We start from the raw sequence: 21021 nt of genomic DNA on the forward strand, positions 1-21021 counted from the left end.
ACTGCTTCACGATGACGGACTGTTCTTCCAGGTCAGCCCGAACACGCGCAGCCAGTTGTCGAAGCCGAATTTCGACAGGGTCTGCCTGTCGAAGCCGCTCTTGCGCATCGCGTCGAACAGATGCGGCAAGCCGCTGGCATCCTTGATCGCGCGGGGGATCACCGCGCCGTCGAAATCCGATCCGAGGGCGACCCTGTCTTCGCCGACGCGGTTGACGAGATAGTCGATATGGCGAGCGACGGCATCGAGCGGCGTATCGTCATTCAGGTGGCCATCGGCGCGGATGTCGCAGACCGAGAGGTTGAAGCCGATCACGCCATCGGTATCGCGGATGGCGTCGAGCTGCCTGTCGGTGAGATTTCGGGTCGACGGGCAGATGGCATGGGCGCAGGCATGGGTGACGACGAGAGGGGCGTGGCTCAATGCCGCCACATCCCAGAATCCCCGTTCGTTCAGATGCGAGAGATCGATCATGATTCCGAGCCGATTGCAGGTCCTGACCAGGTCCTTGCCGATCTCGGTCAGTCCGGGACCCGTATCCGGCAACCGCGGAAAGGCGAAGGGAACACCATAGCCGAACATATTCGGGCGGCTCCAGACCGGTCCCAGCGACCGCAGGCCCGCCGCATGCAGCCGATGGAGATAGTCGAATTCGCCATCCACCGCTTCGGCCCCTTCCATATGCAGCACGACGGCAAAGGCTCCCTCGGCTCTGGCGGCCGCGATCTCATCGACATCAACCGCCATGCGCATCCGGTCGCCGGAGCGGCGGATCAAAGTTTCGAGCGCCAGGCGCTGTGCCTCGATCTGCCGGCGGGCATACAGCGGATCGACGGTCTCGGCATAGATAACCTCGTAGCCATTCTCGGTGATGATCAGATCATTTTCCGGCTGGCGCTCCGGGCCTGCATGCAGCGCAAACAACCCGCCGGCCAAGCCGCCCTCGCGCGCTCTCGGCAGATCGAGATGCCCGCTTTCCGACCGCACCAGAAAGTCCCGGCCGGAGGATGTGTATTCCGCGATGAATTGAACCGCATCATTGTGCCCGTCGAAGACATCGATTTCGGCCATGTCGGTTTCCTCCGGATCAATTTTGCATGGCTGGGGAAGCTGATGCGCGGGCAACATGCAGGAGATTGCCGCAATAGTCACCGCGGTGCATGGATACCCCCCTCTGTCCTGCCGGACATCTCCCCCACAAGGGGGAGATCGGCTGGGCTCACGGGCTTCCCCAAACAACGACCGCTGGCATCAGCGTATCGATAGAGAGGGACGAGGTGTCCGCCCCTTGCCAATCTTGGGGGAGATGCCCGGCAGGGCAGAGGGGGGTGCCACACGCCCCCGAACCCTACGCCCTCACGCCGCCTCCCCCGCCTGCGCCACACTTTCCGCCAGCTTGTGGGCCGCGACGAAATCCACCTTGCCGGAGCCGAGTACCGGCACCTTGCCGATATTGACCTCGGCCGGGACCATCATGTCCATGGCACCCTTGGATTTGGCGAAGGCGAGGAATTCGGCGCGGGTGGCGGTGGGGGCGTCGGTGAGGAGCACCAGCCGCTCGCCCTTCTTGGCGTCGGGCAGCGAGGAGACGACGGAGAGAGCGCCCGGCCAGAGTTCGGCGGCCAGCGTCTCGACGGCGGCGAGCGAGATCATTTCGCCGCCGATCTTGGCGAAGCGCTTGGCGCGGCCGCGGATCTTGACGAAGCCGTCCTCGTCGATGGTGACGATGTCGCCGGTGTCGTGCCAGCCGTCGACGAGCGGCTCGAGCACGCCGGGCTTTTCGGCGCGGAGATAGCCTGCCATGACGTTTGCGCCGCGCACATGCAGCCGGCCGCCCTCATCGATGCCGGGCACCGGTTCGAGCTTCCATTCCATGCCCGGCAGGATTTTGCCGACTGTGCCGGACTTATTGTACATCGGCGTGTTGATGGAAATGACCGGCGCGGTCTCGGTGACGCCGTAACCTTCCAGGATGCGCAGGCCGAATTTTTCCATATAGGTCTGGCGGGTTGCGGCCTTCACCGGCTCGGCGCCGGAGAAGATATAGCGGATCGAGCGGAAGTCGTAGGGATGCGCCGTCCTCGAATAGCCGTTGAGGAAGGTGTCGGTGCCGAAGATGATCGTGGCGTTGGAGACATAGATCAGCTCCGGCACGATGCGGTAATGCAGCGGCGACGGATAGAAATAGACCGGCACGCCCGAGATCAGCGGCAGCACGGTGCCGGCCGTCAGCCCGAAGGAGTGGAACACCGGCAGGATGTTGAACACCTTGTCGCCGCTGTGGAAATCGATGCGGGCGGCGGCCTGGGCGGCATTCGACAGGATGTTGCGGTGGGTGAGCACCACACCCTTCGGCGTACCTTCGGAGCCCGAGGTGAAGAGGATGACGGCCGGATCATCCGGCTTACGCTTCACCAGCGGCCGCGCCTTCCTGAGAAACCCGAAAATCTTGTCCTTGAGCGAGATTTCTGCCCGGAGATCATCGAGCCAGACGATCTCCACCTGCTTTTCCATCTCGGCGATCACAGGCCCGAGTTTCGCCTGGGTGACGAAGGCGCGCGAGGTCAGCACGTGTTTGACCTCGGCGGCCTTGCAGGCGGAGAGGATATTGGCGGCACCCGCCGTGAAGTTCAGCATCGCCGGCACCTTGCCCGCGCTCATGACGCCGAGAGGCGTGGCGGCGGCGCCATTGGCATTCGGCAGCATGACGCCGAGATTTTGTTCCGGGAACATCGTGCGGAATTTGGCGCCGAGCACGGCAGCCCCGGTCAGGAGCTTGCCATAGGTCAGCCGGCCGGTGACCGGATCCTCGACGGCAAGCTTGCCCATGCCGAATTCGTGGCCGGCCCGGATGACGCGGTCGAGCACGGTGGACGAGGTATCGGCGGTCTGGAAGAGCAGGTTCGACATCACCTGATAGAGTGCCGCCCCTGCCGCCGTGCGGCGCTTGCGGCCTTTCAACTCCGGCGGCACTTCGAGCTTCACCGGCTCGAGAATGGTGACCTTGACCTTGGGGAACAGCCGGCGGCGGATCTTGCCGTTGTCGAGATAGGAGAGATAGCTCTTCTCCAGTCCGTCGATCTTCACCGGCACGACCATCGAGCCGGTCTTGTCGGCGACCATGGCGGCACCGTCATAGACCTTCATCAGCGTACCGGTCACCGTCAGCCGGCCCTCGGGGAAGATGCCGATCGGGTTGCCGTCCTGCACCACCTTGATCAGCGAACGCGTCGCCATCGGCTTTGTCGGGTCGAGCGGCAGGAATTTGCACATCTTCAGGAAGGGGCGCACCCACCAGGCCTGGGCGATCTTGTAATCGACGGCAAAGGTCGGCTCTTCCTCGGTGATGGCAAGCGCCAGGGCGCCGTCGAGCAGGCTGACATGGTTGAGCGCGATGATCGGCGCGCGGCCGGCCTTCTTGATATTCTCCAGGCCTTCGACCTCGAGGCGCATGAAGGCGCGGAACAGGATCGAGATGAAATCGCGGAAGGGATTGGTCGGCAGCGTCTTCAGCATCAGCCAGGCGACGGCGAAATTGATGATGCCGAGGCCGATCAGGATCTCAGGAATGGAAGCGCCGAGCGCCTGGACGACGGCAACCAGGCCGAGGCCGACGGTGATGAACAGGGCAGACAGCACATTGGCGGCGCCGATGACGCGGGCGCGGCGGTCCTCATGCGCCCAGGTCTGCAGGGCGGCAAAGGTCGGCACGGCGATGAAGGCGCCTGCTATCGCCATGCCGGCGAGATCGATGGCGACGCGGATGGTATTCTGCCCGGCAAAGAAGGTGCCGATCGTTGTCGCATGGCTCGCCGAAGCCAGGCCCCAGAGGTTCCAGGCGAGATCGAGGCTGAAAATGCCAAGCAGCGCCGTGCCGACAGGGGCCGGCAGCAGCACGATGCGGCCGGACGACATCCAGGCGGCAATCGCCGAGCCGACGGCGACGGCGATGGCAAAGACAGTGAGATAGGCCGGCACGACGAGCTCGGAGCCGCCGAGCAGCTCGGTCACCATGGTCGGCAGGATGGAGAGAACGAAGGCGCCGACCAGCCAGAACCAGCAGTTCATCAGCGCCGAACGCCACAGCCGCTTGTCCTCGCGGATTTCCTTGACGAGGGTGTAGCTGGAGCGGATGACATTGCGGTCGATCTGAAGATCCGGCGCCTTGGAGCCGGTGGGCGGGATCATGCGGCTGGCCAGCCAGCAGAGAAGCGAAAGCCCCATCATCATCGTGCCGAAGAGCAGCACATTATCGCCGCTGGAAAAGGCAAGGGCGGCGATGATCGTGCCGGAAAGGATGGCGATGAAGGTGCCGCCCTCGATCCAGGCATTGGCCTTCGGCAGGTCGCGGCGTTCGAGGTGATCGGGCAGGATGCCGTATTTGATCGGCCCGAACAGCGCCGAGACGATGCCGAAGCCGAACAGCGCCGCCATCAGCACGAAGATGGAGGAGAAGGCGAGACCGACAACGGCAAGGGCGGCGACCGCGATCTCGCAGCGTTTCAGCAGCTCGGCGATCTTCGCCTTGTCATGCTTGTCGGCGAGTTCGCCGCCGAGTGCGGAGAGCAGCAGGAAGGGCACGATCAGGATGACGCCGGCAAGCGTCACCAGGGCGGCGCCTTCGCTGGCCGACATCTTGAAGAGAATGAGGAACACCAGGGTGTTCTTGAGGAAATTGTCGTTGAAGGCGGTCAGGAACTGGGTCCAGAACAGCGGCGCGAATTTCCTTGAGGTCATCAGATTGTGTTGCACGGCGGGTCCCTCTTTCGACTGGCAGAGAAGGCCACAGAGTTGTTACGCAAAAGTTGAATGCGGTAACAACTCTGCGCTGTGGTTAACCAAGATCAATCTTCATCGTTACGATTGAACTTGACCAGGAGTTTCTCGGTGCGGGCATCCTCGACCTTGCGGATCAGCTTCTCGGATTCGGCATTGTCGCGCAGCGTCTTGGTGATATTCACCGTGGTCTGCACCAGCATCAGAATGCCCATGGCGAGATAGCCTTTGCCCCAGAGATCGAGCGGCATCATGTAGAGGCCGAGCGCGAGCATGAAGGCGGCCGAGCCGAAGGAGATGTAGGAGAAGCTGACCCAGCTTGCGGAATGTTTCTGGAAACTGTCGTTCATATCAGTGGTCCCTATGGTTCGATGGATGGATGGTTGGATGGATGCAATTTCAGGCAGCGGGCGTGATGCGGCTCTTCAGCCGCGCCAACACATCATCGGCGGATGAGCGCAGCGGCGCGCCGAAGCCGGCATTGGCAAGCTTTTCGATAATGCCGGCCGGGCGGATGGCGCCTTCCATGTCCTTCAGGGCGGCGGCCGTCAGCTCATTCTGGCTCTGGCGCAGGCGAAGGCGCGCCAGGGTCTCCTCGGCATCGTCGAGCGTCGCAAAGCCAGGGCCGGCGACTGTGACATCGAGCTTCTGCGCCTCTTGCGTGGCACGCGCCAGCCGCTCGCCGCGCTGCAGCTCCTGCAGCCGCGTCTCGGAGGCTCGGACGATGCCCTTCAGCTTGTCGATCGCTCCGGTGAATTGGGCCTGCGCCTTTTCCGATGCATCGCGCTCGGCTTCGAGATAGGCGATCGCCTCGGCCGCCTCGCGGGCCAGGCCCTCATTGCCCTTGGTCAGCGCCGCGGAAGCGCGAACTTCGAGATCGGCGATGCGGGCAACGATCGTTGCATGCTGCCCCTTCTCCTGTTCGTTCTGGGCGATGGCGACCGCGACACTGCGCCGCGCCGACTGGATCGATTGGGCGGCATCACGGATCTGCTGGGAAAGCAGCGGCACGGCGTGGCAGTCGGCGAAAGCCTGTTCGGCATCATGCGCCCTGCCCCGCAACAAAATGGAAATCAGTTTGAACATTTCCTTCCTCCGGTTTATGAACGTTGTTCACGAGGGGTGTTATGCCAGAATCATGAACGTCGTTCAAGATAAATTTTGAACGACGTTCAAAAAATCGAAGTGGAATGGTGAATGGCCGGCAGACGAGAAGAAAAACGCGAAGACCTGAAGGCCCGGCTGATCGAGGCGGCGCGCGAGCGGATCGCCAGAGACGGGCTGGCGAACCTCCGAGCCCGCGACATCACCCAGGATGCCGGCTGCGCGCTCGGCGGCCTCTACACGGTCTTTTCAGACCTCGCCGAGCTCGTCATCCACGTCAATTCCGCCACGCTGAAGGCGCTGGAGGCGAGGCTCACCCTGCCCGAGACCAAGGACCGCCCGCCGACCGACCGGCTGCGCAACCTGGCGCAGGGCTATCTGAGCTTCGCCGTCGAACACCGGAACCTCTGGAAGGCACTGTTCGAGCACTTCCCGCCGGAATCGAGCCCGACGCCGCAATGGCATCTTGACGAGCACCTCTTCCTGATGGATGTGATCGCCGAACCGCTGGCCGAACTGCAACCCGACATGCCCCCCGAAGACCGCGCCATCCGCGCCCGCACCCTCTTCGGCGCCGTCCACGGCGTCGTCAGCATCAGCCTCGAAGGCCGCTTCGTCGGCCTGCCGCTGGAGCGGCTGGCACGGGAGGTGGATGAGCTGGTGCAGACGATTGCGGCGGGGGCGGAGCGGCGGCGGGGGTGATGGGGCGGCGTTGGGTGGAGTGGCGGCGGAGGCGACAAACCGTGGTTTGGCCGCCGCATCACCACACACTCCGTCATCCCAGGCCTTGAGCCTGGGATCCATGGCGCCGCCGTTTTTCGCCGAGCCCCACCACCTCCTCCGTCATCCTCGGGCTTGACCCGAGGATCCACGCCCCGAGCATTGTGCTCACCGTCGACAGACCGAGCGGCAGGGGGCATCCTATGCGTGAACTCATGTACGTCGAGTGCTGCGTATGGATCCTCGGGTCAAGCGCGAGGATGACGGAGTAGGTGGGAACCAATCTGCAAAACCGCACCCTCGCTGGCGGACTTGTCCACCATCCCACCTTGACCCGAGCACCCCTACCCAAGCACTCTCTGCCCTCCACGCCGCCGCGAAAGGACACCCCATGAGCCGTATTTTCATCACCGGTTCCTCCGATGGCCTCGGCCTTGCCGCCGCCCGCACCCTCATGAAGGGGGGCCATGACGTCGTGCTGCATGCCCGCTCCAGCGAGCGTGCCTCCGCCATCTCAGAGATTTCGCCCACCGCACTCGGCATCGTCATCGGCGATCTCGCCAGCGCCACGGAAACGCGATCGATTGCCGAGCAGGTCAACGCCATCGGCCGCATGGACGCCGTCATCCACAATGCCGGCATCTACCTCGAGCGGAGCCGGGGCGAAACGCCTGATGGTCACGCAAAGACGCTGGCGGTGAATGTGCTTGCCCCCTATCTGCTCACCGCATGGATCACCCGCCCCGATCGCCTGGTCTATCTCACGAGCGGCATGCACCGCAGCGGCAGCAGCGCCCTTGACGATATCGACTGGAAGAAGCGGCCGTGGAACGCAAGCCAGGCCTATTCGGAAAGCAAGCTCTACATCGCCACCCTCGCCGCCGCCGTCGCCCGCCATTGGCCGGATGTGCTCAGCAATGCGGTGGATCCCGGCTGGGTGCCGACAAAAATGGGCGGCGCCGGCGCGCCCGATGACCTGGAGATGGGGCATCTTACGCAGACGTGGCTTGGGGCAAGCGAGGACAAAGCTGCGAAGGTCAGCGGTGGGTATTGGTATCATCGGCAGCGGCGGGAGGCTGCGCCGGAGATGACTGATGCTGGGTTTCAGGATGCGCTGGTGGACACGCTGGCGGGCTTGACTGGCGTCCATCTGTTTGCAGAGCGCCGGTGAGGCGCGAGACCGGGTTAGCGGGCTTTGCCGGGTTCGCGCTCAATGTTTGCCAGCAGGCCTTCCTTGTCCAATCGCGCTTAGGATTGTCGGTCCACGCTGAGTCGAAACCGACGACAGATATAGTTGTGGCGCTCCCCCGGTCACCCACCCTCGTAAGCCCGAACCAGTAATGGCTGTGCTTTCTCAAAATCCGCCATCGACTTTAGCGTTACCTGCAGATCACCAGTACCAAAATGGCCAACATTGCTGACGTCGCGCGTAAAGCCGCTTTCAAGCGCCAAGGTAGTTGGATCGAGCTTTAGGAAAAGCGTCACAGTCCGCGCCTGGGGATAGATCTCCATGCAGACGAAGTTCTTCAGCCGCTTAAATGCTGTATAGAGCTTCAATTCCTTTACCTGCACATCATCCCCGAGCGCGATCAGAAACTGGTGAACTGCGTCATAGATATCTCGAAGGTCTGCCGACGACTGCGATAGGCGGTAGCTCATCCTTTGACTGAGATAGGGGTCGTTATCCTGACTCGCGTCGGCTGCGGGCTGCAGGGAACTTATAGCTTTCGCCTCGGCTACCACCTTAGGGCCATTGAGTTTACTGGTCTTCGGCACATGCACCAGTTCCAACATCAGCAGATCCTCGCCGAACCGCCGGTAGCGAATAAGCTCGATGTTTCTGGCGATCTGCTTAACGGCGTGCTCGTCATAGCGGGTGAAATCGCCGGCGATGCAGAGCAGTCGCGGAGCAGACCAGTCAACGGCATTCGCCACGTCCTGGCCGAGGCGTTCCATAACCAGCCATTGGAATTCCTTGCAGTGATCAAGCAGCCAGTCGAGGTAGAACAGGCCCTGGTTGATGACGTTCTCGTTCACCGATCGTTTGTATTCGATGATGACCGGCGAGTTGTCCTCGTCCAGGCCCAGCGTATCTATCCTTCCGCCGTGCACGTGCCCGGTCGAATGCTCGGTCGCCAGGAAGCGGATGCCGAGCAACGCTTCAAGATTGGCCTCGAACAGAACTTGCAGAGATTTCTCGACCTGCATGGCGCTGCCGGGCAGTTCGCTCACCTGCGCGCCGCCAAAATGAAATAGTTTGATATCGCTCAAAATTTTGCCCCGGGCGTGACCGCAGATTGTACTGAAATCTCTATTCGCTTTATCGCCCTTGTCCAGACAATTTGCCGGCGAGCGCCGATTTGCTGGAATGGTCGTCGACCCCGGCTAAGTGCCGACGAAGATGGGCGGCGCCGGCGCGCTCGATGACCTCGAAATGGGGCAAGGTCAGGGCACCTCACCCAGACATGGCTTGCGGCAAGCGATGCGGGAGCCGCCAAGGTCAGCGGGTGGGTATTGGTATCATCGGCAGCGGCGGGAGGCTTCGCGGGAGGTCAACGATCCTGGGTTTCAGGATGCGCTGGTGGAGAGGTCTGCCGAACTCGCAGGTATTCGACTGTTTGAAGAGCGCCAGTGAGGCGCAAGACCGAGTTTAGCGGTGTTGCCGCTCGATGTTTGGCAGCAGGCTTTCCTTGACCAAAATAGCGCAACCTTCGTTCATGTAGGCATCAGCCAGCGTGACGCTACTCTTCATCGTCATCGTCGTTGAAATCATCCTCGATCACCTCGAACAGTGTTTCTCGAACGCTGGCCGACCTTTTGCGGCGCCCATCAACAACGATGATCTCGGGTGTTGCGAGGCCAGCTTCGATCTGAGTGTCGCGATGCTTCTGGATTTCAACCAATTTTTGGCCCATTTTCCCGACGTTGATCAGAAGAAAAGTGGCGCTGTCAGTGTTCGATGCGCCTTGATAGATACCGATCTGCGTCTTGTAGCCTTGGACTACTTTGCCCTTGGAAAGCTTGATTTCGACAAGCACCCGGTTTGTGTAGCCTTTGGAGAATCTGAAATCGACCGGGCCACCACCAGGATTCGTTTCAGGCGCGATATCGATATTATTCGCCTTACAGAAAGTGTCGGCAACGGCAAAGAAGATCAACTGCGCGGCCTTCTCTCGCTTAGGCTTGTCTTCATGCCACAGGAGTTCCCATAGATTGTTGTTCTCAACGAGTGTTTTGAAGTGTTCAACAATTATCAGAACGAGCCTCTGTAACTCCGCTGATGATGGCTTACCAACATTTAACCCCGGCTGCGTAAACACACTAAGATCGCCGGCGATCATCTCGCGAAAGCGGTAAAGGTTAAGCGGATCGGCCTTTGGGTCGTAAGAGTCACTGGAACCAAGCACGGCATATAGAATAGCGCCCTGTGTGGCTAGGAAACGATTTTGACAACTGCGTGGTGACGCCGCCTGCGATTTGCGCGACTTCAAGCGAGTGAGTCAGCCTCGTGCGATAGAAGTCGCTGTCTCCGAGATTCAAGATTTGCGTTTTACCTTGCAATCGTCGAAAGGACCCCGAGTGGATGACGCGGCCATAGTCGATATCACCTTCCTCGCGGGCATCTTCGGGCTGGGCCCGAAAAGGTTCGCGACGAGCACTCCAAATCATTCAATCAACTCCCAAAATAGTCTTTTGATGAGAGAGCAATATTCTTCATTCACTACCATTTAACGAACGAAAAGTTCATTTGTGCGCATCGGTCGCAATTTCACCGATGAGCGACTATCTGGCATATCGAATACACCCCTAATTCCCAGCTAGGCAAGGAGTGCCTGCAAACCTGATTTTGGCTTAGCAGAGATGTCCTTCCCGAGAGAGGGGTGACAGTTCATACCGGAGACATCGGTTACACTTTTTGCCTTTGCGAGGAGAGCGAAGGTGCCTTGGCAGGAGTGCAACCGCATGGACGAGCGTCTCAAATTCGTTGCGCGGGTTCTGGATGGCGAGAAGATAGCGGCGCTGTGCCGCAATTCGGCATCTCCCGCAAGACCGGTCACAAAATCATCAGCCGCTATAACGACAGCGGTCTGCAAGGACTGACAGATCGATCGCGACGGCCTTACCGGCACGCCAATCAGCTTCCGTTCCAAATCGAGAAGCTGATTGTGCAGACCAAGCAGGACAAGCCCAACTGGGGCGCACCACATGCGGGCTTGAACCTTTGCCGAACCCTTTCGGTCCAAAAGTGTTACCTATATCTCAGGAATAAACCGTAACCCATGTGTCCAGAACGGACCCTGAATGCGTGGCTGGGGCGCCTGGATTCGAACCAGGGGTGACGGTACCAAAAACCGTTGCCTTACCGCTTGGCGACGCCCCACCAGAGCTTGAGCGGAAACCGCCTGCTCAAATCGACGCCTGATTAGCAAAGCTCTTCGCCTGTCACAATGACTAAGTTTAACCCGGCGCAGATTTTATGCGCTGCGCAGCACCCGTCGTCGTGCTAGGAAGTGGCGACGTCATCGGCCCGAGATCATTCCTTCATGGACAGTCCCGCATTCGACCTCGCTTTCGAGCCGGCCTATGGGCAGGCCGTGCCGGTTGTTTCAGGTGTCGAGCGGATCACCGTGAACAATCCCGGGCCTTTCACCTTTTTCGGCACCAACAGCTATATCGTCGGCTCTTCCTCCGTCGCGGTCATTGATCCCGGGCCGGAGGATGAGGCGCATTACCAGGCGCTGATGGCAGCGCTTGGCGGCCGCGCGGTGACGCATATCTTCGTCAGCCACACGCATCGAGACCACTCGCCGCTGGCGAAGCGCCTGCAGGCGGCCACGGGGGCGGTGACGGTGGGCCAAGGGCCGCACCGGCCGGCGCGGCCGCTGCGCGAGGGCGAGATCAATCCCTTTTCCGAAAGCTCGGATCTATCCTTCGTGCCCGATATAATGATCGGTGACGGTCAGACCCTATCGGGCGACGGCTGGGCGCTGACTTCGGTGCTGACGCCGGGGCATACGGCCAATCATGCCGCCTTCGCGCTTGCGGGTCGCGACATCCTCTTCTCCGGCGATCATGTCATGGCCTGGTCGACCTCGATCGTCGCGCCGCCGGATGGTTCGATGGCGGATTACATGGCCTCGCTCGAACGGCTGATCGAACGCGAGGACCGGCTGTTGCTGCCCGGCCATGGCGGGCCGGTGACGGAACCTTCGACTTTCCTCCGGGCGCTGAAGGCGCACCGGCTAAAGCGCGAACAGGCGGTGCTGGCGCGCGTCCAGGCCGGCGACGAGCGGATTGCCGAGATGGTGAAGGTGATCTATCGCGATACCGATCCGAAGCTGCATGGGGCGGCCGCCCTTTCCGTGCTCGCCCATATCGAGGATCTCCTCGGGCGCGGCGAGATTGCGGCGGATGGGCCGCCTTCGCTGGCCGCCCTCTACCGGCCGGCGCCAAGGTCATGAGGATGGGGACATGACGATGAAGCCGCAAGCCGATTTCAGCTATCGCAACGATCCCGATGTGCCAGCCTTCGCCGACGACCGGCCGCTGATCATCTTCGATGGCGAATGCGTGTTCTGCTCCGGCTGGGTGAAATTCGCGCTGAAACATGACAGGCGGCAGCGCTACCGCTTCCTCGCCGCGCAGACGCCGCTCGGCGAAGCGCTCTACCGGCATTACGGGCTGCACGCGCGCGACTACGAAACCAATATCCTGATCGAAGAGGGCCGCGCCTTCTTCAAGTCCGACGGCTCGATCCGCATGGTGGCGGGCCTCGGCTTTCCCTATTCGCTGGTGAAGATTTTCCGGCTGCTGCCGCGGCGGGCGGCCGATGCACTTTATGAATTCATCGCCCGCAACAGGCTGAAGATCGCCGGGCGGCAAAGCTGCATGGTGCCGACGCCCGAGCAGCGAAGCCGCTTCATCACATGAGCGAGGACCGGTTTTCGCTACTCATCATCGGCGGCTACGGCACCTTCGGCGGGCGGCTTGCCGGGCTGCTTGGCGATCAACCCAGGCTGAGGCTGCTGGTTGCGGGGCGCTCGCTCGAAAAGGCTGACGATTTCGTTGCAGATCTCCGGACGCCGAAAGATGGCGCCGAGGGCCTGGGAAGCAACAATCTCGGCGCGATGGTGCAGGCCGTCAGCTTCGACAGAGACGGCGATCTCACCGAACAGCTGACGCGGCTGAGGCCTCATCTCGTCGTCGATGCCTCGGGGCCGTTCCAGAGCTTCGGAGAGGATGCCTATAAGGTGGTCGAGGCCTGCATCGGCCTCGGCATTGATTATGCCGATATCGCCGACAGCACCGGTTTCGTCGCCGGCATTGGTGGGCTGGATGCGGCGGCCAAGGCCAAGGGCACCTTCGCGCTCTCGGGGCTGAGCAGCCTGCCCGCCCTCTCCTTCGCAGCACTCGATGCGATGGCGCCGCATTTCTCCCGGATCGAATCTGTCGCGGCCGGCATTGCTCCGTCGGCGCATGTAAAGATCGGCCTCAATGTCGTGAGGGCGATCGCGAGCTATGCCGGCAAGAAGATCACCGTTCGGCGCGATGGGCGACCGGCCGCCGGGCGCGGGCTGATCGATTCGATGCGGGTGACGGTGGCGCCGCCGGGGGTTAAGCCGCTGCGCAGCCGGACATTCCTGCTGGTGGATGCGCCGGATCTCAAGCTGCTGCCGGCCCGCTTTGCCGATCTCAAATCCAGCTTCACCGGGGTCGGAACGGAGCCGCAGCCGCTGCAGCACTTGCTCAGCCTTGTGGCAAGGCTTGTGCACTTCCGACTGTTGCCGTCGCTGCTGCCGTTTTCGCGGCTGCTGCAGCGCGCCAGCCACGCTTTCGCGGTGGGCGAACATCGCGGCGGCATGTTCGTCCGCATCAGTGGCATCGATCACGCGGGAAAGAGGCTGTCCTGCGGCTGGCATCTGATTGCCGAAGGTGATGACGGGCCGTTCATCCCCATCATCGGCGTGGACGCGCTGGTGCGCCGGCTGCTGAGCGGCGTACGGCCGGAGAATGGCGCGCGGCCGGCGGCAGGCGAATTGCAGCTTGTGGATTTCGAAGCGGCCTTCCGGCGTTTTTCGATCACATCCGGCATCCGGATGGAAAACGAGGAGGCGCGCCAGCCGCTTTACCACAGGATTCTCGGCAGCGCCTGGGAGCGGCTGCCGCCTGCCATATCCGCCCTGCATGCCGGCGGCGCGCGCGTCGCCTCCGGCCGGGCGCGGATCGAGCGCGGCGGCGGGCTGCTGGCGAGGATCGTTGCTGGGGTGATCGGCTTTCCGAGAGCCGGCGAGGACGTGCCGGTCACGGTGCGCTTCGTGTCCGATGGCGACAGGGAGATCTGGACACGGGATTTCGGCGGCACGGTCTTCCGCAGCTGGCAGGTCGAAGGCAAGGGCCGCGACCGGCATCTGCTCACCGAAGTCTTCGGACCGTTCCGGGTGCTGATGGCGCTGGTGGCGGACGGAGAGAAGCTGCGGCTCGTCGTGCGCGGCTGGCGGTTTTTAGGGATACCGCTGCCGATGTTTCTGGCGCCTGGCGGGGATACGTATGAGGAGGAGCGCGATGGGCGGTTCCACTTTCACGTGGAGATCGGCGGGCGGCTGACGGGGCTGGTGGTGCGGTATACGGGGTGGTTGGTGGTGGAGTGAGTGAGTGGTGTGAGGTCATGATCGAAGGGGTTCCCTCGATGTTCTCCCTCATCTGTGTTGGCGTGCGTGATACCCCCCTCTGCCCTGCCGGGCATCTCCCCCACAGGTGGGGAGATCACAAGTGGCTTGAACTTCGCGCCTCTCTACCGTTTCGCCGTGCTGGACGCTCATTGTTTGGGGAAGCCGGTGCGCCCAGCCGATCTCCCCACCTGTGGGGGGTCCGAAGGACGGGTCGAGACCCATGGCTCGACCCCGGGCCCGGCAGGGCAGAGGGGGGTGCCACACGGCATGCCCTTCGCCGTCATTCCTTCCTCGGATCGATTGCTGCCGCCTTCGGCGGCACCATAGGGGCATCGAACCTGCCGCACCCTCTCCCGGCCCTTCGCTTTGGGCTCAGGGCGTTCGCAACTGCAATCGATTCGCCGGATCGATTGCAGGCGCCTGCGGCGGCACCGTATGGGCGTCGAACCTGCCGCACCGTATCCCGGCCCTTCGCTTTGGGCTCAGGGCGTTCGCAACTGCAATCGATTCGCCGGATCGATTGCTGCCGCCTTCGGCGGCACCGTTGCTCACCCACCCGCAATTCCCAGGAGTTCGGCATCCAGCGCCTTCAGGTAATCGCCGGCGATTTCGGCGCTGAAGCCGAGGTCGTTTTGGCCGTAGCGGGAGGCGACGCGGATATCGACGAAGGTGGTCTCGGCCTCTTCGCGCAGCCGAATGATGAAATCGAAGCGCAGGCCGAGGATCAGCGTGCGGGTGGTGCCCTGCAGCGTCACGCCGTTGACGCCGCGGATCAGCTTGGCGACATCGTCGTCATAGGGGCGCGGCGTCGGCACGGGGATGATATCGGGCGCATCAGCCACGGCATCGTCGCCCGGCTGCGGCTTCACCGGTCTGTCCTCGGGGTCGCGGCCGGGCTCAGTGTCGCCGCTGCTTTCGGTGATGGTCATGCCGCTCATCTTGGCGACCTTGCGCACCGCCTCCAGCACGCGGTCGAGCGCGCCCTCATAGCGCCGGCCGGTGAGTTCGGGATAGGCGGCGAGCTGCTTTTCGCGATCCTCGGGCGTCACCTGCACCTGGCGCTTCAGCCAGATCTGGTCGAAATACGGCTGCGAAAGCCAGTCGGGTGCGGTGACCAGATCGGTGGAAACGTCATAGATATCAGGCAGCGTCATGTAACGCTCGGTGGCATAGGCGCCAAGCGCCAGCGGAAAGGCGGCATAAATCAGTGCCGCAAGCGCCGCCAATCCGCCCTCTGCCCCAGTCATCCAGAGGCTGCGCAGCCCGAGGGCGGCGAGCATGGCGGCCAGCAGCGCGCAGCCGGCAGCGACAATCAACAGCAGTACCAGATAGGGTGTGGCGAGACCGCCGAAGCGATGGGCGATCATCACGGCCAGCGCCAGCACCAGGGAAAACGCCCCGATGAGCCGCGAAGAGCGGGCGGCGCTGGAAACGGGGCGGTCATAGCGGATGGCCATCAAACTTACCGGTTGCTCGTCAGCGCCCGCGCGTTCGACCACGCAAATCGCCTCAACCCTGTTTAGAGCATGATGCCGAAAAGTGTGAAGCGGTTTTCGGACGACATCATGCTCTATTCTTTGATTTAGATCCGGATTCAGATTTAGAGCCTTTCCGGGTTAGATTGCAGCATTCTGTTGGCTCAAACGGAGTCGGATGGTCGACCGGCCGGCGCGTGTCGTAGCCCGGCTCTGCGGCCAAGCCGGCCGGTCGATCAGCCGGCCCGTTTCAGCCAACCCTCCCGCAGATTTGCCTGGCAAATCTGCAAGACTTAAGAATCGCCGGACGCACTTGTCGCTTCGCATGGCGAAGCGGTGCGGCCGGTGGGCCGCGCATCTTTCCGCCAGGATCAAAGGCGATCGGCTCGGACGTACCTAGGGGTATGCCCGTCGCCAATCGCCTTTGCCCTGACGAAAACCTGCTCCGGCAGAATGCTGCAATCTAACCCGGAAAGGCTCTAGGCCGGCCCGGCCTAAAATCATCCGGACTGGGGCAAGATTCGGCTAAATTGAAACTATTGTCTGAGGCATTGCGTTGGAATTCACGGCGATGGTCATGGCGAAACGGCGGCTTCTTCATAAGCCCTTGCTGATATGTCAAAAAAAGGCCATTCTGCCGCGGTTTCATCTCCAGATGCAGAGGAGAGACGGGATGATTTTACCCGAAACGGCAGCAAGGCCGCAGGCGTCTGCGCTTGGCGGGATCGACCACCAGTCCGAACCAATGCTGCCTTTGGAGCTGCTCGAGCTCGAACTTTCGCTCGAAGGTTATGCCGGCGGTGATGCCGGCTTCTGCGAGGCCGTGCGCCAGGCGGCGGCACGCTCCGGCGGCGAACTGCTGTTCGACCTGCCGGCCGGCGGCCTTATCGACGATTGCCGCCGCATCGCCGTGCTGCGCATTCCGGGCGATGGCCAGGAGATGCGCGTCGTGCTGGCGCTGCTCGACGGCAACGGCACCGAAATCCGCATGCAGGCGCCCGATGAAGAGACCGCGCCGCTGGTGCGTTTTGCCGATGCCTTCATCGAACTGTTGGAGCGGATCTAATTCTAGATCATGATGTCAGCGGCGCTCGGCCGCGGCTTCCGCAACGCTGCGGAAGGGGAACTTGCGTCCGCATTCGCACTTGATGACGAAATTTTCCTGATGGTTGGAAGGCCGCTGCACGGCAAAACCGCGCGGCAGCTGATCGACCTTGAAATCCGGATGCTTGCGCTTGGGATCATCAACTTCCGAGGCCTCGGCAAAGCCCTCATTGCCGCATTGCGGACAGTTCAGTTTTTTCGAAAATCGATCGCGAAGGGCCATGCTCGTTCCAAGGTTTCCGGCCGCTCCTGGAGCGGCCATGCTTTTCCTCATACATAGGAATGGCCCTCATGCATAGAAAGGTTGGCCGGCGAAAGTGGAACCAAGTGCTGAGCCTGCCGTTCCTTTTTGAAAAAGGAGGCACTCATGCCGAACAGAGACCCGATCCCGACACCCAATGCCGATACACCGCGCGGCCCGACGCCGACGCCCGGCATTCCCGACCCCATCCAGCAAAAACCGCCGCTGACACCGGCGCAGGACCCGGCCGATACGAAGAACCCACAGGATCCGCCGCTCAATCCGGCACTGCTGCCGATTGGTGATCCGGCTGGGGCGGCGTGAGGTCCGATTTGACGGCACTGGTTGGCGCCGACGGCTGCCTCTCGGCCAATCTGCCCCCCTTGTAGGGGAGATGTCCGGCAGGACAGAGGGGGGTGCTCCTCGCCGCTACGCCGCACAAAAAACGGCGCGCGGCTGTCGCCGTTAGGTCGGCCAGGCTCAGAGCGGGTAACAGCTCGGTGCGCTCCGAGGACGTGGACCCCCCTCTGCCCTGCCGGGCATCTCCCCCACAAGGAGGGAGATCGGCAGGCGGCCAACGCTTCCTACACCAAAGGGCGCCTCCCCCCGTGGCAGCCGGATAAGGGGCAGGTGAGACAGCAGCAGCTTGACGCCCTCGCCCGAATGGCCTTTGCTCGGAGCGAGCATGCCTGAAGGAATAAAACAATGCGTATTCCCCTCCTCATCACCGTCATAACCACGATCGTCGCCGGGCTCTCGGCCTGCCAGACGATGACGCCGGAGGAGCGGCGGGCGGCGGACGAGCAGCGGTGCCTGAGCTATGGTTTCCGGCGCGGCACGGATGGGTTTGCCACCTGCCTGCAGCGCATCGATCTCGACCGGCGCGCCGAATCGCGGGCGCAAAGTGCCGAGATGATGAACCGCATGGCCTGGGATCTGAACGGGCCTTATATCTACCGCGATCGCTGGCGGTATCGTCACTGACCGCGGGCGGCCTGCCCTACACTCCCCCGCAGGTCTTTCGGACCGCGCCGGATTTCTTCCAGCCCGCCTGCAATCACCGCCTGCGCTGCCGCCAGTCTCGCGATCGGCACGCGGAAGGGCGAGCAGGAGACATAATCGAGGCCGATCGTTTCGCAGAAGCGGATCGAGGCCGGGTCGCCGCCATGTTCGCCGCAGATGCCGAGCTTCATGTCGTTGCGGGTGCGCCGGCCGCGTTCGGCGGCGATGCTGATCAATTCGCCGACACCATCGAAATCGAGCGAGATGAAGGGATCGTGCTCGATGATGCCCTTGCGCTGATAGGTGGGGATGAAGGCCGAGGCGTCGTCGCGCGAGATGCCGAAGGTGGTCTGCGTCAGGTCGTTGGTGCCGAAGGAGAAGAATTCGGCGGCTTCGGCAATCACATGGGCGCGAAGGGCCGCGCGTGGCAGCTCGATCATCGTGCCAACGAGATAATCGATCTTCATGCCGGCCTCGCTCATCACGTCGCCGGCGACCTCGTCGATGCGCGCCTTGACGTAATCGAGCTCTGAACGCAGGCCAACGAGCGGCACCATGATCTCCGGCACGACAGCAGCCCCGGTCTCCTGGGCCGCGGCAATCGCCGCCTCGAAGATGGCGCGGGCCTGCATCTCGACGATTTCGGGATAGGAGATCGCCAGCCGGCAGCCGCGATGGCCGAGCATCGGGTTGAACTCGTGCAGCGCATCGACGCGCTGGCGAAGCACGGATGCCTCCATGCCCATGGCGAAGGCGACTTCGGCCACCTCATCGTCGGTCTTCGGCAGGAATTCGTGCAGCGGCGGATCGAGCAGGCGGATCGTCACCGGCAGGCCGTGCATGACGGTGAAGAGGCCGGTGAAATCCAGCCGCTGCATCGGCAGCAGCTTGTCGAGCGCCACTCGCCTGCCCTTCTCATCCACAGCCAGGATCATCTCGCGCATCACATGGATGCGCTCGCCCTCGAAGAACATGTGTTCGGTGCGGCAAAGGCCGATGCCTTCGGCGCCGAAGGAGCGGGCGGCGCGCGCATCGGCCGGCGTATCGGCATTGGTGCGCACCGTCATGCGCCGGGCGCGGTCGGCCCAGCCCATGATACGGCCGAAATCGCCCGACAGCGCCGGCTGGGTCATCGGCACCTCGCCCTTCAGCACCTGGCCGGCCGAGCCGTCGATGGTGATGATATCGCCCTTTTTGAGCGTCACGCCGACGCCGAGCAGCCGCTCGTTGCGTTGATCGATGCGCATGGTGCCGGCGCCGACGACGCAGGGGATGCCCATGCCGCGGGCAACGACCGCCGCATGGCTGGTCATGCCGCCGCGGGTGGTGAGAATGCCTTCGGCGGCATGCATGCCGTGAATGTCCTCCGGGCTGGTCTCGACCCTCAGCAGAATGACCTTGCGGCCTTCGGCCTCCGCCTCGACGGCCTCTTCCGCCGTGAAGACGATGGCGCCGGTGGCTGCGCCGGGCGAGGCCGGCAGCCCGCTGCCGATCACCTGGCGGGTGACGCGCGGATCGATTGTCGGATGCAGCAGCTGGTCGAGGCTCGAAGGCTCGATGCGCAGCACCGCCTCATCCTCGGTGATCACTCCCTCATCGACCATGTCGACGGCGATCTTCATTGCCGCCCGGGTCGAGCGCTTGGCTGAGCGGGTCTGCAGCATCCAGAGCCTGCCGCGCTCGATGGTGAATTCGATATCCTGCATGTCGCGGTAATGGATCTCGAGCTCGGTGCAGATGCGGCAGAGCTCGCGAAAAGCCTCCGGCATCAGCTTTTCCATCGAGGGTTTTTCGGAGCCGGAGGAAATCCGCCCCTCCTCGGTGATGCTTTGCGGCGTGCGGATGCCGGCCACGACATCCTCGCCCTGGGCATTGACCAGGAATTCGCCGTAAAGCGCCTTCTCGCCGGTCGAGGGGTTGCGGGTAAAGGCAACGCCGGTGGCGGACGCATTGCCGAGATTGCCGAAGACCATCGCCTGGATGTTGATCGCCGTGCCCCAGCCTGCCGGAATATTGTGGAGCTGGCGGTAGGTGACGGCACGCGCGCTCATCCAGCTGGAAAAGACCGCACCCACCGCACCCCAGAGCTGGACTTCCGGATCCTGCGGGAATTCCTGCTCCAGCTCCTCCTCGATCAGCTTCTTGTAGAGCGAGACGATATGCTGCCATTCCGAGGCGCTGAGTTCGGTATCGAATTCATGGCCGAGCTTGGCCTTCTCGTCTTCCAGGATCTCCTCGAAGGCGTCGTTGCCGAGACCCATGACGACATCGGCATACATCTGGATGAAGCGGCGGTAGCTGTCCCAGGCAAAACGCGCATCGCCGGCATCGTGGCCGAGCGCCTGCACCGTCTCGTCGTTGAGGCCGAGATTGAGCACGGTGTCCATCATGCCCGGCATCGAGACGCGGGCGCCGGAGCGCACCGAGAGCAGCAGCGGCTGGCTGACCGAACCGAAGCGGCGGCCGGTGATCGCCTCGATCGCCGATATGCCGGCGCGCACCTCCGCCTTCACCGCATCCTCGATATGGCGGCCGTTCTTGTAATAGGTGTTGCAGGCATCGCTGACGATCGTCAGCCCCGGCGGCACCGGCAGTCCCAGGGCGCACATTTCCGCGAGATTGGCGCCCTTGCCGCCCAGAATCTCGTGATCGCGCGCCCGGCCCTCAGCCTGCCCGTCGCCGAACCTATAGACCCACTTGGTCATCTTCCCCCCAACATCGCAAAGGGATCAGCTTGATCCCTCAGACTGCCGACAACGCTGCGACCTTCTCTTTCGTCATGCTCGGGCTTGTGCCCCAGCATCTGCTACCGGTTGATGCGCAGCAGATCCTCGGCACAAGGCCGAGGATGACGCCGAGTAGAGAGCGACGTCTGTCAACAAACTTAGGGATTAGCTTAATCCCTTGGAGTTGAAATGAAAATCGACAA

At 62.6% G+C, this 21021-nt stretch carries 18 protein-coding genes, 1 tRNA gene and 2 pseudogenes; 11 read left to right on the forward strand and 10 right to left on the reverse strand.

Annotation, left to right across the window (positions count from 1 at the left end; all coding sequences use genetic code 11):
- Nucleotides 1-6: 6 nt before the first annotated feature.
- The 4 genes from G9X64_RS22965 to G9X64_RS22980 all read right to left on the reverse strand — a co-directional run bounded on the left by G9X64_RS22965 (nucleotide 7) and on the right by G9X64_RS22980 (nucleotide 5862).
- A complete protein-coding gene (locus tag G9X64_RS22965) occupies nucleotides 7-1071 on the reverse strand; it encodes a dipeptidase (protein ID WP_168313546.1) in 1065 nt (354 codons plus the stop codon).
- A gap of 285 nt (nucleotides 1072-1356) precedes the next feature.
- A complete protein-coding gene (locus G9X64_RS22970; protein ID WP_171377429.1) occupies nucleotides 1357-4752 on the reverse strand; it encodes an acyl-[ACP]--phospholipid O-acyltransferase in 3396 nt (1131 codons plus the stop codon).
- A 92-nt stretch (nucleotides 4753-4844) separates the two neighbouring features.
- Entirely contained in the window at nucleotides 4845-5126 is a 282-nt protein-coding gene (locus G9X64_RS22975; protein WP_003546080.1) for a YiaA/YiaB family inner membrane protein, read from the reverse strand.
- A 49-nt stretch (nucleotides 5127-5175) separates the two neighbouring features.
- Entirely contained in the window at nucleotides 5176-5862 is a 687-nt protein-coding gene (locus G9X64_RS22980; protein WP_171377430.1) for a PspA/IM30 family protein, read from the reverse strand.
- Nucleotides 5863-5973: 111 nt separating this feature from the next.
- On the opposite strand from G9X64_RS22980, the gene G9X64_RS22985 reads away from it, so the two are divergent.
- Both G9X64_RS22985 and G9X64_RS22990 read left to right on the forward strand, forming a co-directional pair.
- On the forward strand, nucleotides 5974-6582 hold the full coding sequence (locus G9X64_RS22985) for a TetR/AcrR family transcriptional regulator (RefSeq protein ID WP_166478024.1): 609 nt from the start codon (nucleotides 5974-5976) through the stop codon (nucleotides 6580-6582).
- A gap of 409 nt (nucleotides 6583-6991) precedes the next feature.
- Nucleotides 6992-7771 (forward strand): SDR family NAD(P)-dependent oxidoreductase, encoded by a 780-nt coding sequence (locus G9X64_RS22990; RefSeq protein ID WP_171377431.1) that lies wholly within the window; start codon nucleotides 6992-6994, stop codon nucleotides 7769-7771.
- A gap of 140 nt (nucleotides 7772-7911) precedes the next feature.
- Here the strand turns inward: G9X64_RS22990 and G9X64_RS22995 are convergent, their stop codons facing one another.
- Nucleotides 7912-8871: a DUF5655 domain-containing protein gene (locus tag G9X64_RS22995; protein WP_171377432.1), complete on the reverse strand. Its 960-nt coding sequence runs from the start codon at nucleotides 8869-8871 to the stop codon at nucleotides 7912-7914.
- A gap of 118 nt (nucleotides 8872-8989) precedes the next feature.
- Here G9X64_RS22995 and G9X64_RS36695 point away from each other — a divergent pair.
- Nucleotides 8990-9235, forward strand: a pseudogene (locus tag G9X64_RS36695) (SDR family NAD(P)-dependent oxidoreductase); the annotation flags it as partial.
- 106 nt (nucleotides 9236-9341) lie between these two features.
- Here G9X64_RS36695 and G9X64_RS23000 read toward each other — a convergent pair.
- Nucleotides 9342-10091 (reverse strand): DUF8371 domain-containing protein, encoded by a 750-nt coding sequence (locus tag G9X64_RS23000; protein ID WP_171377433.1) that lies wholly within the window; start codon nucleotides 10089-10091, stop codon nucleotides 9342-9344.
- A gap of 448 nt (nucleotides 10092-10539) precedes the next feature.
- On the opposite strand from G9X64_RS23000, the pseudogene G9X64_RS37310 reads away from it, so the two are divergent.
- Nucleotides 10540-10802, forward strand: a pseudogene (locus G9X64_RS37310) (helix-turn-helix domain-containing protein); the annotation flags it as partial.
- A gap of 105 nt (nucleotides 10803-10907) precedes the next feature.
- Here the strand turns inward: G9X64_RS37310 and G9X64_RS23010 are convergent.
- Nucleotides 10908-10981 (reverse strand) — tRNA-Gln (locus G9X64_RS23010).
- A 163-nt stretch (nucleotides 10982-11144) separates the two neighbouring features.
- Between G9X64_RS23010 and G9X64_RS23015 the strand changes: the two genes are divergently transcribed.
- From G9X64_RS23015 to G9X64_RS23025, 3 genes are read left to right on the forward strand one after another with little or no spacing between them, the layout of a single operon-like run.
- Nucleotides 11145-12062 carry an MBL fold metallo-hydrolase gene (locus G9X64_RS23015; RefSeq protein WP_171377434.1) on the forward strand — a complete coding sequence of 306 codons (918 nt, stop codon included), beginning with the start codon at nucleotides 11145-11147 and terminating at the stop codon, nucleotides 12060-12062.
- A gap of 10 nt (nucleotides 12063-12072) precedes the next feature.
- The gene (locus G9X64_RS23020) at nucleotides 12073-12531 is read left to right on the forward strand and encodes a thiol-disulfide oxidoreductase DCC family protein (RefSeq protein WP_171377435.1); all 459 of its coding nucleotides are present in this window, start codon (nucleotides 12073-12075) and stop codon (nucleotides 12529-12531) included.
- On the forward strand, nucleotides 12528-14249 hold the full coding sequence (locus G9X64_RS23025; RefSeq protein WP_171377436.1) for a saccharopine dehydrogenase family protein: 1722 nt from the start codon (nucleotides 12528-12530) through the stop codon (nucleotides 14247-14249). Before G9X64_RS23020 ends, G9X64_RS23025 begins: the two co-directional genes overlap by 4 nt.
- Nucleotides 14250-14818: 569 nt before the next feature.
- Here the strand turns inward: G9X64_RS23025 and G9X64_RS23030 are convergent.
- Nucleotides 14819-15727: a DUF1499 domain-containing protein gene (locus G9X64_RS23030; protein ID WP_171377437.1), complete on the reverse strand. Its 909-nt coding sequence runs from the start codon at nucleotides 15725-15727 to the stop codon at nucleotides 14819-14821.
- Between the two features lie 196 nt (nucleotides 15728-15923).
- Here G9X64_RS23030 and G9X64_RS37145 point away from each other — a divergent pair, with 196 nt between their 5' ends.
- Nucleotides 15924-16145, forward strand: coding sequence for a hypothetical protein (locus G9X64_RS37145; RefSeq protein ID WP_312864130.1), 222 nt, complete (start codon nucleotides 15924-15926; stop codon nucleotides 16143-16145).
- A 273-nt stretch (nucleotides 16146-16418) separates the two neighbouring features.
- Nucleotides 16419-16811, forward strand: a complete 393-nt coding sequence (locus G9X64_RS23035; protein WP_168310949.1) for a hypothetical protein — start codon at nucleotides 16419-16421, stop codon at nucleotides 16809-16811.
- Nucleotides 16812-16826: 15 nt separating this feature from the next.
- On the opposite strand, the gene G9X64_RS23040 is transcribed toward G9X64_RS23035, so the two are convergent.
- Nucleotides 16827-17072: a hypothetical protein gene (locus G9X64_RS23040; protein ID WP_171377516.1), complete on the reverse strand. Its 246-nt coding sequence runs from the start codon at nucleotides 17070-17072 to the stop codon at nucleotides 16827-16829.
- Nucleotides 17073-17216: 144 nt separating this feature from the next.
- Here G9X64_RS23040 and G9X64_RS23045 point away from each other — a divergent pair, with 144 nt between their 5' ends.
- Both G9X64_RS23045 and G9X64_RS23050 read left to right on the forward strand, forming a co-directional pair.
- Entirely contained in the window at nucleotides 17217-17414 is a 198-nt protein-coding gene (locus tag G9X64_RS23045) for a hypothetical protein (RefSeq protein ID WP_003546062.1), read from the forward strand.
- Nucleotides 17415-17795: 381 nt separating this feature from the next.
- On the forward strand, nucleotides 17796-18074 hold the full coding sequence (locus G9X64_RS23050; RefSeq protein ID WP_171377438.1) for a hypothetical protein: 279 nt from the start codon (nucleotides 17796-17798) through the stop codon (nucleotides 18072-18074).
- Here the strand turns inward: G9X64_RS23050 and ppdK are convergent.
- Nucleotides 18068-20797, reverse strand: a complete 2730-nt coding sequence (gene ppdK, locus G9X64_RS23055; protein ID WP_171377439.1) for a pyruvate, phosphate dikinase — start codon at nucleotides 20795-20797, stop codon at nucleotides 18068-18070. The two genes, G9X64_RS23050 and ppdK, sit on opposite strands and share 7 nt — an antisense overlap.
- Nucleotides 20798-21021 lie beyond the last annotated feature (224 nt).

Origin of the sequence: Rhizobium sophorae, from assembly GCF_013087515.1 — a bacterium.
Taxonomy (GTDB): domain Bacteria; phylum Pseudomonadota; class Alphaproteobacteria; order Rhizobiales; family Rhizobiaceae; genus Rhizobium; species Rhizobium sophorae.

Excerpts from the sequence above, each read along its gene's own strand:
- G9X64_RS22965 (WP_168313546.1), bottom strand. The coding sequence starts at position 1,071 with ATGGCCGAAATCGATGTCTTCGACGGGCACAATGATGCGGTTCAATTC.
- G9X64_RS22975 (WP_003546080.1), bottom strand. The coding sequence starts at position 5,126 with ATGAACGACAGTTTCCAGAAACATTCCGCAAGCTGGGTCAGCTTCTCC.
- G9X64_RS22980 (WP_171377430.1), bottom strand. The coding sequence starts at position 5,862 with ATGTTCAAACTGATTTCCATTTTGTTGCGGGGCAGGGCGCATGATGCC.
- G9X64_RS22985 (WP_166478024.1), top strand. The coding sequence starts at position 5,974 with ATGGCCGGCAGACGAGAAGAAAAACGCGAAGACCTGAAGGCCCGGCTG.
- G9X64_RS22990 (WP_171377431.1), top strand. The coding sequence starts at position 6,992 with ATGAGCCGTATTTTCATCACCGGTTCCTCCGATGGCCTCGGCCTTGCC.
- G9X64_RS23015 (WP_171377434.1), top strand. The coding sequence starts at position 11,145 with ATGGACAGTCCCGCATTCGACCTCGCTTTCGAGCCGGCCTATGGGCAG.
- G9X64_RS23020 (WP_171377435.1), top strand. The coding sequence starts at position 12,073 with ATGACGATGAAGCCGCAAGCCGATTTCAGCTATCGCAACGATCCCGAT.
- G9X64_RS23025 (WP_171377436.1), top strand. The coding sequence starts at position 12,528 with ATGAGCGAGGACCGGTTTTCGCTACTCATCATCGGCGGCTACGGCACC.
- G9X64_RS23030 (WP_171377437.1), bottom strand. The coding sequence starts at position 15,727 with ATGGCCATCCGCTATGACCGCCCCGTTTCCAGCGCCGCCCGCTCTTCG.
- G9X64_RS37145 (WP_312864130.1), top strand. The coding sequence starts at position 15,924 with ATGGTCGACCGGCCGGCGCGTGTCGTAGCCCGGCTCTGCGGCCAAGCC.
- G9X64_RS23035 (WP_168310949.1), top strand. The coding sequence starts at position 16,419 with ATGATTTTACCCGAAACGGCAGCAAGGCCGCAGGCGTCTGCGCTTGGC.
- G9X64_RS23040 (WP_171377516.1), bottom strand. The coding sequence starts at position 17,072 with ATGGCCCTTCGCGATCGATTTTCGAAAAAACTGAACTGTCCGCAATGC.
- G9X64_RS23045 (WP_003546062.1), top strand. The coding sequence starts at position 17,217 with ATGCCGAACAGAGACCCGATCCCGACACCCAATGCCGATACACCGCGC.
- G9X64_RS23050 (WP_171377438.1), top strand. The coding sequence starts at position 17,796 with ATGCGTATTCCCCTCCTCATCACCGTCATAACCACGATCGTCGCCGGG.
- ppdK (WP_171377439.1), bottom strand. The coding sequence starts at position 20,797 with ATGACCAAGTGGGTCTATAGGTTCGGCGACGGGCAGGCTGAGGGCCGG.